This is a genomic window from Streptomyces sp. NPDC086777, from assembly GCF_040702065.1.
GTDB lineage: Bacteria > Actinomycetota > Actinomycetes > Streptomycetales > Streptomycetaceae > Streptomyces.
The window spans coordinates 225532-240670 of record NZ_JBFBJI010000015.1; the positions used below are offsets into that span (position 1 = coordinate 225532).

11 protein-coding genes and 1 pseudogene are annotated in these 15139 nt (G+C 74.5%); 5 read left to right on the plus strand and 7 right to left on the minus strand.

The window, feature by feature from the left end:
• The first annotated feature begins 169 nt into the window (after positions 1–169).
• Positions 170–538, plus strand: a complete 369-nt coding sequence (locus AB0472_RS22605; protein ID WP_366358293.1) for a DUF6479 family protein — start codon at positions 170–172, stop codon at positions 536–538.
• 71 nt (positions 539–609) lie between these two features.
• On the opposite strand, the gene AB0472_RS22610 is transcribed toward AB0472_RS22605, so the two are convergent.
• Positions 610–1086, minus strand: a complete 477-nt coding sequence (locus tag AB0472_RS22610; RefSeq protein ID WP_366358295.1) for an SRPBCC family protein — start codon at positions 1084–1086, stop codon at positions 610–612.
• Between the two features lie 160 nt (positions 1087–1246).
• On the opposite strand from AB0472_RS22610, the gene AB0472_RS22615 reads away from it, so the two are divergent.
• Positions 1247–1900, plus strand: coding sequence for a hydrolase (locus AB0472_RS22615; protein WP_366358297.1), 654 nt, complete (start codon positions 1247–1249; stop codon positions 1898–1900).
• An 85-nt stretch (positions 1901–1985) separates the two neighbouring features.
• On the opposite strand, the gene AB0472_RS22620 is transcribed toward AB0472_RS22615, so the two are convergent.
• A complete protein-coding gene (locus AB0472_RS22620; protein ID WP_366358335.1) occupies positions 1986–3158 on the minus strand; it encodes an MFS transporter in 1173 nt (390 codons plus the stop codon).
• 339 nt (positions 3159–3497) lie between these two features.
• On the opposite strand from AB0472_RS22620, the gene AB0472_RS22625 reads away from it, so the two are divergent.
• Together AB0472_RS22625 and AB0472_RS22630 are read left to right on the plus strand one after the other, a co-directional pair.
• Positions 3498–4283, plus strand: coding sequence for an alpha/beta hydrolase (locus AB0472_RS22625; protein WP_366358299.1), 786 nt, complete (start codon positions 3498–3500; stop codon positions 4281–4283).
• Positions 4284–4505: 222 nt separating this feature from the next.
• Positions 4506–5744, plus strand: coding sequence for a hydrolase (locus AB0472_RS22630; RefSeq protein WP_366358301.1), 1239 nt, complete (start codon positions 4506–4508; stop codon positions 5742–5744).
• Between the two features lie 12 nt (positions 5745–5756).
• Here AB0472_RS22630 and AB0472_RS22635 read toward each other — a convergent pair whose 3' ends face one another.
• From AB0472_RS22635 to AB0472_RS22645, 3 genes and pseudogenes are all read right to left on the minus strand, one after another.
• A complete protein-coding gene (locus AB0472_RS22635) occupies positions 5757–7280 on the minus strand; it encodes a tryptophan 7-halogenase (RefSeq protein ID WP_366358303.1) in 1524 nt (507 codons plus the stop codon).
• A 67-nt stretch (positions 7281–7347) separates the two neighbouring features.
• Positions 7348–8313: a beta-ketoacyl reductase gene (locus AB0472_RS22640; RefSeq protein ID WP_366358337.1), complete on the minus strand. Its 966-nt coding sequence runs from the start codon at positions 8311–8313 to the stop codon at positions 7348–7350.
• Position 8314: 1 nt separating this feature from the next.
• Positions 8315–12649: pseudogene (locus AB0472_RS22645) on the minus strand (beta-ketoacyl synthase N-terminal-like domain-containing protein); the annotation flags it as partial.
• A 294-nt stretch (positions 12650–12943) separates the two neighbouring features.
• On the opposite strand from AB0472_RS22645, the gene AB0472_RS22650 reads away from it, so the two are divergent.
• Positions 12944–14095 carry a glutathione-independent formaldehyde dehydrogenase gene (locus AB0472_RS22650; RefSeq protein ID WP_366358304.1) on the plus strand — a complete coding sequence of 384 codons (1152 nt, stop codon included), beginning with the start codon at positions 12944–12946 and terminating at the stop codon, positions 14093–14095.
• Between the two features lie 35 nt (positions 14096–14130).
• On the opposite strand, the gene AB0472_RS22655 is transcribed toward AB0472_RS22650, so the two are convergent.
• Together AB0472_RS22655 and AB0472_RS22660 are read right to left on the minus strand one after the other, a co-directional pair.
• A complete protein-coding gene (locus AB0472_RS22655) occupies positions 14131–14586 on the minus strand; it encodes a thioesterase family protein (protein WP_366358306.1) in 456 nt (151 codons plus the stop codon).
• A gap of 15 nt (positions 14587–14601) precedes the next feature.
• Positions 14602–14955, minus strand: coding sequence for an ANTAR domain-containing protein (locus AB0472_RS22660; RefSeq protein WP_366358308.1), 354 nt, complete (start codon positions 14953–14955; stop codon positions 14602–14604).
• Positions 14956–15139 lie beyond the last annotated feature (184 nt).

A 15139-nucleotide genomic window follows, 5' to 3' on the forward strand; every position in this document is an offset into this window, starting at 1 on the left:
TTCGCTCACGGTCCTCCTCGGCCGTCCCGAGGAAACCGGCACGACGGGCAGATGGCGACATGGAAGATATGTCAGCTTCGTGGCGACGCTACCGGTGTCCCGCCGGGCATCGGGTCCGCCACGCCTCGCCGCCGGGCATTCGATGCCTGGTGGCGGGTACCCGGCGCTGATGGACACAGCACTGGAGCAACTGGCCGCCGCCGGCTCGGCGGCGGGGATGATCGTCATCGTCGTGTGCGGTGTGCTCGTCACGGCCGCGCTGATGGGCGCCGTGCGCCTCGGCATCGGGGTCCGGCGGCGCGAGCCCGCCCCGCCCCGGCCCGCGGAGCAGCCGAAGCTGCCCGACTCCGGGCCGGTGCGCGAGGAGCGGAGCATGCGCGAGCCGAACGAGGTGCCCCGGGCCGCGGACGGCGGTGAGCGGCTCACCCCGCACCAGCTCGGCAACGCGCCCAGCAGGCCCAGCCGGGACAGGGCCCGCCCCCGCCGGCAGCCCGGCTCCAGCGGGTCCTTCGGGGGCGGTGGCGGCGGCGCGAAGTGACCGACGGGAAACCCCGGACCCGCGCGGCGGGTCCGGGGTTTCCCGGTGGACGGCGCTGGCGCCGGTCGTCCTCAGTGAAGGCCGCCGGGGTCGCCGGGCCGGATGCGGCCACGCCAGGCGCCGCTCTCCGCGCCGCGCTGCTCGATGAAGTCCTTGAAGCGGTGCAGGTCCCCCTTGACCCGCCGGTCGATCATGCCGAGCGCGTCCGCGCCCTTCTCGGCCATCCCGGAGGGCTCGACGTCCATCGTGAGCTCGATCCGGGTGTGCGTCGGGTCCAGGGGCTCGAAGCGGACGGTCCCCCGCTGGCTGGTGTCGCCGTCCACGGTCCGCCAGGTGATGCGGTCGTCGGGCAACTGGTCGACGATCTCGGTGTCGAACTCGCGCCGCACCCCGCCGATGCTGGTGGTCCAGTGGTTGTGCCGGTCGTCGAGCTGCCTGACCTCGTCGACGCCCTCCATGAAGCTCGGGAAGTCACCGAACTGGGTCCATTGGTTGTATGCCGTGTGGATCGGGACGCCGACGTCCACGGTTTCCTTGACCGTGCTCATCTGTTCCTCCCTTGTCCGTGAGGGGTATGAAACTTTTAGGCGTGCCTGATGCGATTGGTTCGCATTCGCACGGCGGCCGGGTACCCGCTTCCGCCGGGGCAATCACCCGAGACGGTGCCGGACCCGGGCCGGCGGGCGGACCCGCAGGTGAGGAGGGACCGTGAACGCCGTCGTGGAGAGCGTGCGGATACCCGCCGCAGGGGTGTGGCTCGACGCCGACGTGGCCGTCCCGGAGGCGGCCACGGGAATCGTGCTGTTCGCGCACGGAAGCGGCAGCAGCCGGCACAGCCCCCGCAACCGGTACGTCGCCGGCGAGCTGTACGCCGCGGGGATCGGCACCGTGCTCGCCGACCTGCTCACCCGCGAGGAGGAGCGCACCGACGCGGTTTCGGGGGTACTCCGTTTCGACATCGGGCTGCTCGCCGCACGCCTGACCGACCTCGCCGACCGGCTCGGGGAGTACGGGCCTGCCGCCGGCCTGGGGCGCGGGCTCTTCGGCGCCAGCACAGGCGCCGCGGCCGCCCTCGTCACGGCCGCCGCGCGTCCGGACACCGTCCGCGCGGTCGTCAGCCGGGGCGGCCGTCCGGACCTGGCCCCGGACGCGCTGGCGTCGGTCCGCCGGCCGACCCTCCTGATCGTCGGCGAACTCGACCGGGAGGTCCTGCGGCTGAACCAGGCGGCGGCCCGGCAGATCCCGGGCGAGACCCGGCTCGACGTCGTCCCCGGCGCGACCCACCTGTTCGAGGAACCCGGCACCCTGGAGCGCGTCGCACATCTTGCCCGCGACTGGTTCACCCACCACCTGCCGGTCTGACGCCGCTCAGGGCGCCCGAGGTGCTGCACGGCAAGGACAGCGACCGCCCGGGCGCCCGGCCGGTGCTCAGCCGCCCGGCCGGTGCTCAGCCGCCCGGCCCGGCGGGAGCAACGGCCCGGCGCGCGGCGACGGCCATCACGACCAGCGCCGCCAGGGTGAGCGCGGCGCCGGTGTACAGCGGCGCCGTGTAGCCGAGGCCGGCCGTGACGGCCAGGCCGCCGAGCCAGGCGCCGAGGGCGTTGCCGACGTTGGACGCGGACACGTTGGCGCTCGCGGCCAGCGCCGCGCCCCCGGCCGCATCCGTCACCCGGGTGATCATGCCGGGTACGGCGGCGAACCCGGTCAACCCCATCAGGAACACCAGGAGCACGGACGCGATCGCACTGCCGGCCAGCAGACCGAACACAGCCAGGGTGACGGTCAGCGAGAGCAGCGCGAGCACCAGCGTGCGGTCCCGGTCCCGGTCCGCCGCCCGTCCGCCGACCACGTTCCCGACGACCAGGCCGACGCCGTACACCATGAGCAGCCAGGCGACGTCGGCCGAGGAGAACCCGCCGACCTCGGTGAAGGTGTAGGCGATGTAGCTGAACGCCCCGAACATCCCGCCGTAGCCGAGCGCGGTCGCGGTGAGGGTGAGCCACACCTGCGCGGACCGGAACGCGCGCAGTTGCTCCCGTGGACCGCCGCCCGTCACGGCCCCCGGTACCGCACCCGTCCCGGCCGGCACGAGGGCGGCGAGGCCCGCCAGCGCGAGCATCCCGATCCCGGTGACGGCCCAGAACGCCGCCCGCCACCCCCAGCGCTCGCCGACCACCGCGCCGAACGGCACACCGAGCACGTTCGCGACCGTCAGCCCGGCGAACATGACGGCCACCGCCCGGGACATGCGCTCCGGGGCGACCAGGCTCCGGGCGACGAGGGAGCCCACGCCGAAGAACGAGCCGTGGCACAGGGCGGCGACGATCCGTCCCAGCAGCAGCACGCCGTAGGTGGGCGCGACGGCGGACAGCAGGTTGCCCACGACGAACGGCAGCATCAGGCCGACCAGGACCCGCTTGCGGGGCAGCCGAGCCGTCGCCGCGGTGAGCACGATCGCGCCGACGGCCACACTCAGCGCGTACCCCGAGACCAGCCGGCCCGCCGTCGCCTCCGACACCGAGAAGCTCGCCGCCACCTGCGGCAGCAGCCCGGCGATCAGGAACTCGGTCAGCCCGATGCCGAACCCGCCGAGGGCCAGCGCGACCAGCCCGCCCGGCATCCGTCCCCGCACCGGCAAGTGCCTTTCCCCGACCGTGGATTCACCCATGCGCCGACCTTCGCCGCCGGCGGCCGTGCCGTCCATGGACAAAGATCGGCGGCTCTTGGACCGACGAACGAACGGCAGGGGCGGGGGCGGCCGGTGGCGGCCGGGAAAACCCGTTGGACGGGCGCACCCTGCCCGGGTAACGTCCGTGGGGCCGTGACGTCGTCCGAGGAGGTGAGACCCATGAACGCTGTATCCGCGTGGGTGCTCCCTCGCTCCGTCACGGTCGGGCGATCGACGTAGGTGTCGCCGGGAGCGCCTGAACGACAAGGCCGTCCCGAAAGGCAACACCTCATGCATGCTCTGCAGTTCACCGCCGAGACGTCGTCCGGCGGAGTCCTCGAACGCGACTTCACCGTCGGCGAAATCCCTGGCGTGCTCTGGTCGCCCGCCCCCGCCCCCGCCTCCACCTCCGGGCGGCCCGCGCCGCTGGTCCTGATGGGGCACGGCGGCGGCACCCACAAGAAGTGGCCGGCGATGCCCGGCCGCGCCCACCGGATCGTGCACGGCTGCGGCTTCCACGTCGCCTGCATCGACGCGCCCGGCCACGGCGGCCGGCCGCGCACGCCCTACGACGAGCAGGAGATCGCCGCGCTCTACCGGGCGCGCGAGGCGGGCGAGCCCGAAGGTCCGATCGTCGTCCGCTACAACGCCGACCTCGCCGAGCGCGCCGTGCCCGAGTGGCAGGCGACCCTGGACGCCCTCCAGACGCTCCCCGAGATCGGCGCCGACGGGCCGGTGGGCTATTACGGACTCAACATGGCCACCGCGATCGGCGTACCGCTGACGGCGGCCGAGCCGCGGATCACCGCCGCGGTGCTCGGCCTCCACTGGCCCGACGCCCTGGCCGCGCCGGCCCGGCGGATCACCGTGCCGGTGCAGTTCCATCTCCAGTGGGACGACGAACACATCCCGCGCGAGGCCGGTCTCGCGCTGTTCGACGCCTTCGCCTCCGCGGAGAAGACCCTGCACGCCAACGCGGGCCGGCACAAGGAGCACCCCAGGTTCGAGGCCGACAGCGCGGCCCGTTTCTTCGCCCGGCACCTCACCCGGTCCGTACCCGCACCGGCCGTGAACTGACGGCCCACCGGGGCCCACCCGGCAGGCCCGTCCAGCTCACGGAGAGCGGCGACGCCACCTACCGGTCCCAGGGCCGGGCGTAGGGACAGCCCCCGGGGTGACGGCAGGCCTGCCGGATGGTGGCGGCCGGGCCCGTCCACAAAGCTGGGATGAGTCACCGAACACACGCCGTCCGCGCGGCCCGTGCCGTCCGCGCGGCCCGCGCAGCCGAGGAGGCCCACCTTGCTCACCCGCCGCACCGCCCTGCTGTCGGCCGTCGCCGCCACCGCCCTGTCCGCCGCCTCCGCGCGCACCGCGTCGGCCACGCCGCGCGCGGCGTCCACGGCGGGGCCGGTGCGGCTGACCCTGCCCGCGCCCGGCGGCCCGTATCCGGTGGGGACGGTTTCCCTGCACCTCGTCGACACGGCACGCGCCGACCCCTGGACCACCGCGCAGCCGTACCGGGAGCTGATGATCAGCATCCGGTACCCGGCGCGGGGCGCCGGCGGCCGCCCCCGGGCACCGCAGATGCTGCCGGGGGAGGCGGCCGGCTTCATCGCCATCAACAACCTCGCCGACGTGCCCGCCGACAGGGTCGACTGGGCCGCCACCCGCACCCACGCGCACGAAGGCGCCCCGGCCGACCGGGACCACGGCCCCTACCCGGTGGTCTGCTACTCGCCCGGCACCGGCGACCCGCGCTCCCTCGGCACCACCCTCTGCGACGACCTCGCCTCCCGCGGCCACGTCGTGGTGATGCTCGACCACACCTACGACGCCACCGCCGTCCAGTTCCCCGGCGGCCGCGTCGAACGCACCGTGCTGCCCGCCGAGTACGACAAGGCCTACCCGGACAAGAAGCGGATCAGGGCGCTCCTGAAGAAGACGATCGACGTACGGGTGGCCGACACCCGCTTCCTGCTCGACCAACTGCCGCGTGCGCTCCCGCGCGACCTGCGCGGCACCCTGGACCTGGACCGCGTCGGCATGTTCGGGCACTCGGCAGGGGGCTTCACCGCCCTCCAGACGATGCACGACGACCGGCGCATCGCGGCCGGAGCCAACATGGACGGCGTCGTCGCCTACGTCCCGGACGACGGCGACGCCGGTCACCTCTCCACCGTCGCCGCCGAGGGCCTGGACCGGCCCTTCCTGCTGCTGGGCAAGGACGGCAACGACCTGAGCACGGTCCCGTCCTGGAACTCCCTGTGGCGGCACAGCCGCGGCCCGCGCGAGGGCCTGACCCTGCGCGGCGCCGAACACGCCACGTTCACCGACGAGGAGGCACTGCTCCCGCAGATCGCCCGCCGGCTCGGGCTGCCCCGGACGACGGTCGTGAAGAACATCGGCACCGTCCCCCCGGCCCGCGCGATCACCGTCGAACGGGCCTGCCTCTCCTCGTTCTTCGACCGCCGGCTGGGCGGCCGTAAGGTGGCGGGCCCGTCGGCCGCCACGCCGGAGTTGCGTCCCTTCGGCCGGTGAACGGGCGTCGCGTCACGCCGGGAGCCAGCACAGACCGTCCCCGGTGACCCCGAGCCGGCCGGCGCCGGACGACGCCGAGGCCGGGCCGTCCAGCAGGCCGCCGTACAGGGCCTGTTCCTGGAGGTCGTTGCCGGTGCGGAAGGTCTCGGCGACGACCCGGGTGGCCAGGAGCGGGTTCGTGCCGTCGCGGGCGGCGGTCAGCCGGCCCACCGCGCCCCGCAGTTCGGCCGCCGCGTCGCTCCAGCGGACCCCGAGACCGCCGGCGCCGGGAATCCCGGTGTCACCCGACGCCACACCCCCGGCCAGCTCGGCGAAGGCGGCGGCCTCGTCGACGTCGACCCGGGTGACCTTCTTCGCCGACCAGAAGTACGAGTCCTCGTCCCGCTCCATGTCGTAGAACGCGACGAGGAACTCGTAGAACACCCCGTACTCCCGCCGGTAGCGCGCCTCGAACTCGGCGAAGCCGCGCGCCTCGGGCACGCTGCCCTCCAGCGTCGCGTTCACCGCACGGGCCGCCAGCAGGGCGCCGTACGTGGCCAGATGGACGCCCGAGGACAGCACCGGGTCCACGAAGCAGGCGGCGTCCCCGACCAGCGCCATGCCCGGGACCCACAGGGACGTCTTCCAGTAGGAGTAGTCCTTGCGCACCCGGACCCGGTCGTACGGCGGCTCGGTCGCGACCGGCACGTCCGCGAGCAGCCGGCTGACCTCGGGGCAGGCTTTGATCATGTCCTGCCACGCGGCCCCGGGGTCGTGCTGCACGGCCGCGTAGTGCTCGGGCGCGGTCACGGCACCGACGCTGGTCAGATCCTTGCGCAGCGGGATGTACCAGAGCCAGCCGGCGTCGAACGCGGCGCAGAAGACGTTGCCGTCGTTCGGTGCCGGCAGCCGCCGCCCGCCCGCGAAGTAACCGAACACGGCCAGGTTGCGGAAGAAGTCCGAGTACACCCGAGCCCCGCCCACCCGGCCGTGGATCCGGCTGGTGTGGCCCGACGCGTCGATGACGAAACGGGCGTGCGCGGTGCGCGGGACGCCGTCCGGGTCGGTGTACTCGACACCGCGCACCCGCTCGCCCACGGTGAGGACCCGGCGTACCGGACTGCCCTCACGGACCTCGGCGCCGGCCCGTTCGGCGTTGCGCAGCAGGATCTCGTCGAAACGGGAGCGCTCCACCTGGAAGGCGGTCGCGGTGGGGTCCGGCAGCCGCGGTGTCGTCGCGAAGGAGAACTGCCAGGGGTGCGGATCGCGGCCCCAGCGCAGCGTTCCGCCGCGTTTGAGGGTGAACCCGGCCGCCGCGACCTCGTCGGCGACGCCGAGGAGGCGGCACAGGCCGTGGACGGTGGCGGGCAGCAGCGACTCGCCGATCTGGTAGCGCGGGAAGGTCTCCCGCTCCAGGACGAGCACCCGGTGCCCGCGCCGGGCCACGGCCGTCGCGGCGGTCGCCCCGGCCGGGCCGCCGCCGACGACGATCAGGTCGTACTCCCCGTACGACCTGTACGACCCGTACGCCTTGTGCCGCACGTCTCGCGCAGTCATCAGGGAACTCCTCTTCGGTTCTTCTGCTGCTCGGTTCTTCTGGTGCTCGGACAAGTCGGTCACTCGGTCACTCGGCCGGACGGCCACGGAACGCCGCGGACGCCTCGGCCGCCGTTCCCGGCAGGGCGCCCGCGTCGAGCAGGGCCCCGTGGACGTGTGCCGTCAGCTCGGGCAGCGTCGGGTGCTCCAGAACGACGGTCGGTGACAGGCGGACCCGGATGAACGCGCTGAGGCGGTTGCGGACCTGCACCGCGGACAGGGAGTCGAAGCCGAGCTCGGTGAAGGCGCGATCGGCGGGGAACTCGGAGGGGTCCGTGAAGCCCAGGACCGCCGCGATCTCGACACGGATCAACTCGGCCAGCAACGGCTCGCGTTCGGGCGGTGCGACGGCGGCGAGCCGCTCCCGCCAGGACCCCGGCGTCCGGCCGGCGACGTCCAGGGGCGCCGCGGCGGCCGTGGCCGCGCTGCTCGGCAGCAGGTCCGCGAGGACGGGCGGCGCGTCCGGTCCCGCGGCGGCCCGCACGTCCAGCGGCACCGGCACCAGGACCGGTTCCGGGCGGCGCAGCGCGGCATCCAGGAGGGCGATGCCCTCCCGCTCGCCGACGGGCAGCACACCGCCCTCCCGCAGCCGGTCCGGCGCCACCCGGGCCGCCATGCCCCGCGCGTCCGCCGTGGTCCACGGCCCCCACGCCAGCGACTGGGCGGGCAGCCCGCGGGCCACCCGGTAGCGGGCGAGCGCGTCGAGGAACCCGTTCGCGGCGGCGTAGTTGGACTGCCCCGGCCTGCCGAGCACGCCCGCGGCCGAGGAGTAGAGCACGAAGGCGGCCAGGCCGAGGTCCTTCGTCGCCTCGTGCAGATGCCAGGCACCGTCCGCCTTCGGCGCGAGCACGGCCGCGAGCCGCTCCGCCGTCATGGCGTCCGTCACGCCGTCGTCCACCACCCCGGCCAGATGGAAGACCGCGGTGAGCGGCGGCCGGCAGGAGGCGACCAGCGCGTCCACGGACGCCCGGTCGCTCACGTCGCACGCCACCACGCGGCCCGTTGACCGCCGCGACCGCGACCGGCCGCCCGGAGACCCGGTCGAGCAGCGGCGTCACCTCGGCCAGCGGCGCCCGGACCGCGATCATCGCGCCGCCGGCGGGCAGGGCCGCCATCAGCCGGCCGCGCGCGGCGACCAGCCTTACTGCGTCGGCCCGGGAGAACACCCCGGCCACGTGGGCGGCGGCCAGTTCGCCGACGGAGTGCCCGACCAGCCGGTCCGGGCGTACGCCGAACCCGGCGAGCAGGGTGTGCAGGGCCACCGCGTAGGCGAACAGCGCGGGTTGCGCGTAGTCGGTCCGGTCCAGCAGGTCCGGGTCGTCGATCGCCGCCAGGAGCGGCCGGTCCAGCCACGGGGTGAACTCCTCGCACAGGCCGGTGAACGCCGCGTCGAAGGCCGGGAAGGCCGCCCGCAGGTCGCGGCCCATGCCGGGGCGCTGGGCTCCCTGGCCGGGGAACAGGAGAGCCACCTTCGGGCGTGCGCGCGCGGTGCCCCGCAGCAGTGCCGGACCGCCGGTACCGGCGGCCAGGTCACGCACCCCCTTGAGCAGGCCCGCGGCGTCCGGGGCCAGCACGGCCGACCGGTGCGTCAGTGGCGCCCGAGTCGTCGCCAGCGAGAACGCGACGTCCAGGGCGTCCGCGTCCTCCCGTACGCCGGCCAGTTCCGCCGCCAGCCGCGCGGCGTGCGCGCGCAGCCCGGCCTCGTCGTTCCCACCCACCAGCCAGGGCATGAACGGCAGCCGACGGGCCGGCGACGGGCCCGCGTCCACTCCGGCCGCCGCCGTCCGTGCGTTCGTGTCGGCGCCGGTGGCTGCTGTCTGTCCGCTCGTGTCGGCGCTGGTGGCCGCTGTGCGTCGGTTCGCGTCCACACCTGCTGCCGTCCGTCTGTTCGCGTTCACACCGGCTGCCGTCCGTCTGTTCGCGTCGGCACCGGTGGCTGCCGTCCGTCGGTTCGCGTCGGCGCGGGTGGCTGCTGTGCGTTCGTTCGCGTCCACACCGGTGGCTGCCGTCCGTCGGTTCGTGTCGGCACCGGTGGCTGCCGTCCGTCGGTTCGCGTCGGCGCGGGTGGCTGCTGTGCGTTCGTTCGCGTTCACACCGGCTGCCGTCCGTCGGTTCGCGTTCACACCGGCTGCCGTCCGTCGGTTCGTGTCGGCACCGGCCGCTGCCGTCCGTCCGTTCGCGTCCACACCGGCCGCCGCCGTCGCTCCGTTCGCGTCGGCTTCGGTCGGCTCCTCGATGATCACGTGGGCGTTGGTGCCGCCGATGCCGAACGACGAGACCGCCGCCCGGCGCGGACGGTCGCGGCGCGGCCAGGGGCGGGCCCGGTCGAGCAGCCGTACCGCGCCGCCGGACCAGTCGACGTGCGGGGTGGGCTGTTCCGCGTGCAGCGAGGCGGGCAGCCGGGCGTGGCGCATCGCCTCGATCATCTTGATCAGGCCCGCCACCCCCGATGCCGCCTGGGTGTGTCCCAGGTTCGACTTCACCGAACCCAGCCACACCGGGTCGGCCGGGTCACGGCGCTGTCCGTAGGTGGCCAGCAGGGCGTTCGCCTCGATCGGGTCGCCGAGCGCGGTGCCCGTGCCGTGCCCCTCGACCGCGTCGACGCCGGACCCGTCCAGCCCCGCCCCGGCCAGCGCCCGCCGGATCAGGTCGCGCTGCGCCGCGGCGTTGGGGGCGGTCAATCCGTTCGACGCGCCGTCCGAGTTGACGGCCGAACCGCGCAGCACGGCCAGCACCGGGCGGCCGTTGCGGCGGGCGTCCGACAGCCGCTCCAGTAGCACCAGACCGACGCCCTCGGCCCAGGCGGTGCCGTCCGCACCCGCGGCGAAGGACCGGCAGCGCCCGTCCGGCGACAGCCCGCGCAGCCGGCTGAACACGACGAACGGCCGCGGATCCGCCAGCACCGTCGCCCCGCCTGCCAGCGCCAGCCCACACTCCCCGGCGCGCAGCGACCGGGCCGCCAGGTCCAGCGCCACCAGCGAGGACGAACACGCCGTGTCCAGGGTCAGCGCGGGACCGCGCAGCCCCAGCGTGTAGGCGATCCGGCCGGACGCCACGCTCGGCGACGAGCCGATGCCCAGCTGGGCCTCCAGCTCGGCGGGTGCCACGCCGCGGCCGTACCCGCCGGCGTGCATCAGGCCGACGAACACACCGGTGTCGGTGCCGCGCAGCTCCGGCGCCGGGACACCGGCCCGTTCGAAGGTCTCCCAGGCGACCTCCAGGAGCAGCCGCTGCTGGGGGTCGGTGGCCAGCGCCTCGCGGGGCGACATGCCGAAGAACAACGGGTCGAAGTCCGCGACCCCGTCCAGGAAGCCGCCGCGGCGGGTGTACGTCGTCCCAGGCCGGTCGGGGTCGGGGTGGTACAGCGAGGCGAGGTCCCACCCCCGGTCGGCCGGGAACTCGCCGGTGGCGTCGCGCTCCTCGGCCACCAGGCGCCAGAGGTCCTCGGGTGAGCTCACCCCGCCCGGGAAGCGGCACCCGGCCGCCACGATCGCCACCGGCTTGGCCTGCGTCCGGTGCCGCGGCGCCGCCGGCACGGGCCCCGCCGTCCCGTGCAGCCGCGCGTCCAGGTGGGCGGCGACCGCGGCGGGGCTCGGGTGGTCCCACACCAGCGTCGCGGGCAGCCGCAGCCCGGTACGGGTGCCGAGCCGGTGCCACAGGGTCATCGCGCCCATCGAGGTCAGCCCCAGGTCGGCGAACGCCGTGCCCGGATCGGCGGCGGCGCCCCGGATCGCCGCCGTCTCCGCGCACACCAGGTCGGTGAGCGCGGCCCGCCGCTCACCCGGCGACCGGCCGGCCAGCCCGGCGAGTCCCGGATCGGCCGGGCGGTCGGTGAGCGCCCGGCGGAGCAGGGCCCGGCGGGGCTTGCCGCCGGCGGTGCGCGGTACCGCCGGGATCGGCAGCACCTCCTCGGGCACCTTGTGCGCGGAGAGCACCGCGGCGCAGGCGCGCAGCAGCGGCGCCGGATCGAGGTCCGGCCGGTCCGGCACCACGAACGCCACCGGAACCTCGCCGAGCAGCGGATGGGCCCGCCCGACCACGGCCGCGTCCCGCACTCCCGGCAGCGCGCACAACACCCGCTCCACCTCGGCCGGGTCGACGTTCTCGCCGCCGCGCACGATACGCCCGCCCGCCCGGCCGGTGACGGTCAGAAACCCGTGCGCGTCGAGCCGGCCCAGGTCACCCGTGCGGTACCAGCCGTCGCGCAGGACGGCGGCGGTCTCCTCGGGCCGCTCGTGGTAGCCGAGCATGACGCCGGGGCCGCGAACCCAGATCTCGCCGTCGCCGCCGGCCCCCTCCGCCGGGGCGATCCGTACCTCCATGCCGGGCAGCGGCAGCCCGCTGCTGCCGCGCGCCCGTGGCCCGGTGGGCGACTCCACGGCGATCTTGCCGCAGGTCTCGGTACTGCCGTAGCCGTCCAGCAGCGGCGCACCGAACCTCGCCTCGGCCTCCGCCCGCAGCTCCGGGTCGCTGGGCGCACCGGCCGTGACGCACAGCCGCAGCGAGGGCACGGCCGCCAGGCCGGCGTCCAGCAACTGCCGGTAGGTGAGGGGGACTCCGGCCAGGACGGTCGGCGCCCAGGCGGCTGCCAGCCGGGCCAGGGCGGCCGGTTCCCGGGCCGTGGTGATCCGGGCGCTCGCGCCGGCCACGGTGGTGCCGAGGACGCACAGCGAGTGGGCGTAGGCGTGCGAGAGGGGCAGTGGCCACAGGAGGCGGTCGGTCGCCGACAGCCCGAGCCGGGGCAGATAGCAGGCGGCCGCGGACCACAGCGCCGACCGCTGGCTGGAGACCACCGCCCTGGCGGTGCCGGAGGTCCCGGACGTGTAGAGCAGCCAGGCCGGTTCGTCCGGACCGAGGTCGTCGCGGGGAGCGGACGACGGCCGCGTGGCCAGCGCCTCCCAGGCGGTCACCCCGTCGGGCACCGGTCCCGCGCCGGTGACCAGCAGCCGGACGGTCCGGCCGGCAACCAGCCGTGTGATCCGTGGCAGACGGTGGCGGTCGGTGACCACCACGGCCGGATCGCAGTCGGCCAGCAGCCCGGCGAGTTCGGCGTCCGTGGCTCGGGAACTCAGCGGCACCCCCACCGCACCGGCCCGCACCGTGGCGAGCAGTCCCTCGACCAGTTCCACCCCGTCGTCGAGCCAGAAGGCCACCCGGGCGGCGCGGCCGGCGCCCAGCCCGGCCGCCAGCCGGCCGGTCCTGCGCTCCAGCTCCGCCCAGCTCACCGCCCGCCGGTCGTCGGCGAAGGCGACCTTCCCGCCGTGGCGCACGGAGTTCTCGGTGAGCAACTCCGACACCGGCCGTACGGTCACCGCACGCTCCACTCCCACCAGGCCCCCTCGGTGCAACAGCCCTGCCGGCCACCCCTGTCGGCGATGCCGCGGGCGACCGCGCCGCGGCCGTCCGCGGCCTCGCCGGGCCGCGCACTTTCCCAGTAGGAGGGCCCTGCCGGGCCCGGGGTTGCAGGGGCTGCCCGACCGGAGTTTTCTGGAAGTATCCGATCGTGAAACTAGAGCGCCCAGAGTTGCGGCACGGACCGGGGCTCTTCCCCGGCCGTCTCTCCTGGCCAGGCCTCGGCCCGCGCGGTCCGTCGTCGTGCGGCGTTCGACGCGGAGGTGAACCAGGTGAAAGCCGTCGTCTACGAGAAGCCCTTCAGCGTCACCGTCAGGGATGTCGACGATCCACGCATCCAGCACCCGAACGACGTGCTGGTACGGGTCACGTCGAGCGCCATCTGCGGATCCGACCTGCACATGTACGAGGGGCGTACGGCCGCGGAGGCGGGCATCGTCTTCGGGCACGAGAACCTCGGCATCGTCGAGGAGATCGGCTCCGGCGTGACCTCGCTGTCCGAGGGCGACCGGGTGGTCATGCCCTTCAACGTCGCCTGCGGCTTCTGCAAGAACTGCCTGGCCGGGAAGACCGGCTTCTGCCTCACGGTCAATCCGGGCTTCGCCGGCGGAGCCTACGGCTATGTGGCCATGGGCCCCTACAAGGGCGGTCAGGCGGAGTTGCTGCGCGTTCCGTTCGCCGACTTCAACTGCCTGAAGCTGCCGCCGGGCAACGAGTTCGAGACCGACTTCGTGCTGCTCGCGGACATCTTCCCGACCGGCTACCACGGTTGTGAGCTGGCCCGGCTGTCCCCGGGTGAGAGCGTCGCCGTCTTCGGCGCCGGTCCGGTCGGGCTGATGGCCGCGTACTCCGCGCTGCTGCGGGGCGCGTCCAAGGTGTTCTCGGTCGACCGGGTGCCCGAGCGGCTCGCCAAGGCCGAGCAGATCGGTGCGATACCGATCGACTTCACCCAGGGCGACCCGGCCGAGCAGATCAAGGAACAGACCATGGGCGAGGGCACGGACAAGGGCGTCGACGCCGTCGGCTACCAGGCCCAGGCCCACGACGCGAGCCACGAGGAACCCGCCGTCGTCCTGAATGCCCTCGTCGACACGGTACGGCCGACCGGCATGCTCGGCGTACCGGGCCTGTACGTCCCCTCCGACCCGGGCGGGCCCGACGAGCACGCCAAGCACGGCTTGCTGCTGGTGTCCATCGGCCGGATGTTCGAGAAGGGGCAGCAGATGGGCACCGGTCAGTGCAACGTCAAGCAGTACAACCGCCAGTTGCGCGACCTGATCATCGCCGGGCGGGCCAAGCCCAGCTTCGTGGTCTCCCACGAACTGCCGCTCGAGGACGCACCGGCCGCCTACGAGAAGTTCGACCAGCGGATCGAGGGCTATACCAAGGTCGTCCTGCACCCGGGGCACGCTCTCGCGGCGTAGCGACGGCGAGGGCGCAGCGCGGCGGGCCGGTCACGTCAGCCGGGAGCGGGGGTGAGTGCGGTGACCCACTCGGCGGGCCAGGGAGCACTCCTGCGGTCCGCCCGCTGCGGCACGTGTACGACGGTGTAGCGGCCGGACGCGGCGAGTTGCCGCGGGCGGCCGTCGATCTCCTCGCCCCACACCTCGAACGCGAACGTCATCGAGGAGGTGCCGACGCGTTCGACGGTCAGGACCGTCGTCACCTCCTGCTGGAACCAGAGCGGAGCGGTGAAGTCGGCTTCGTAGCGCACCCGTGGCGCGGCACCGAAGTAGCCGACGACACCGCGCTCGCGCACCAGCGCGGCCTCGGCCGCCTCCACGAACCGCACCACCGCGGTGTTGTGGTAGTGCCCGGAGGCGTCGGTGTCCGACCACTCCACCCGGCACCGGTGGACGGCACGGACACCGTCGGTACCGGCACCCGCGGGAGCGTCGTATTGCGTGTTTTTCACGGTCGTCAAGTGTAGTCAACGGGTCGAGGTCCGCTGCAAGCCCTGGCACCGGTGGATCGCCCGCCGCAGCGCGGCTGGGTCGAAGTCCGGGACGCTCTCGCCCTGCGCGTACCCGAGGACCTGCGCGGCGAGGGTGCGCAGCTTGGTGTTGGTGCGCTGGGAGAGGTCACGCAGGACCCGCCAGGCCTGATCCGGAGGGATCCGGCCGAGGGCGACGACGGCGCCGATCGCCTGGTCGATGACTGCGTGCGAGGTGACGGCCTGCTGCAGCTGGGCGGTCTCGGCCTTGAGCCGTTCGTGCTCGACGGCCAGTTCGGTGGCCGACAGCAACCGCAGCGGCTCCGTGCGGGAGATCGCGAAGAACGCCATGGATCGCCTCGTCCGGGGATGGGGTCCGGGGTCGGTTTCACACCTTCCCCCGGACCCCACTCGTACGCGGCGACGCCCCGGGGGGCGTGCGGAACCGGGGGGGTGCGGCCCCCCAGCGCCCGGCCCCGGCCCACGCCGCGGCCCGGGTCGGCGAGCTAGCCGGGGACCCCCCGGCGGGGGCGGA

Excerpts from the sequence above, each read along its gene's own strand:
- AB0472_RS22620 (WP_366358335.1), bottom strand. The coding sequence starts at position 3,158 with ATGCCGGGCGGGCTGGTCGCGCTGGCCCTCGGCGGGTTCGGCATCGGG.
- AB0472_RS22635 (WP_366358303.1), bottom strand. The coding sequence starts at position 7,280 with ATGACTGCGCGAGACGTGCGGCACAAGGCGTACGGGTCGTACAGGTCG.
- AB0472_RS22660 (WP_366358308.1), bottom strand. The coding sequence starts at position 14,955 with ATGGCGTTCTTCGCGATCTCCCGCACGGAGCCGCTGCGGTTGCTGTCG.
- AB0472_RS22605 (WP_366358293.1), top strand. The coding sequence starts at position 170 with ATGGACACAGCACTGGAGCAACTGGCCGCCGCCGGCTCGGCGGCGGGG.
- AB0472_RS22625 (WP_366358299.1), top strand. The coding sequence starts at position 3,498 with ATGCATGCTCTGCAGTTCACCGCCGAGACGTCGTCCGGCGGAGTCCTC.
- AB0472_RS22610 (WP_366358295.1), bottom strand. The coding sequence starts at position 1,086 with ATGAGCACGGTCAAGGAAACCGTGGACGTCGGCGTCCCGATCCACACG.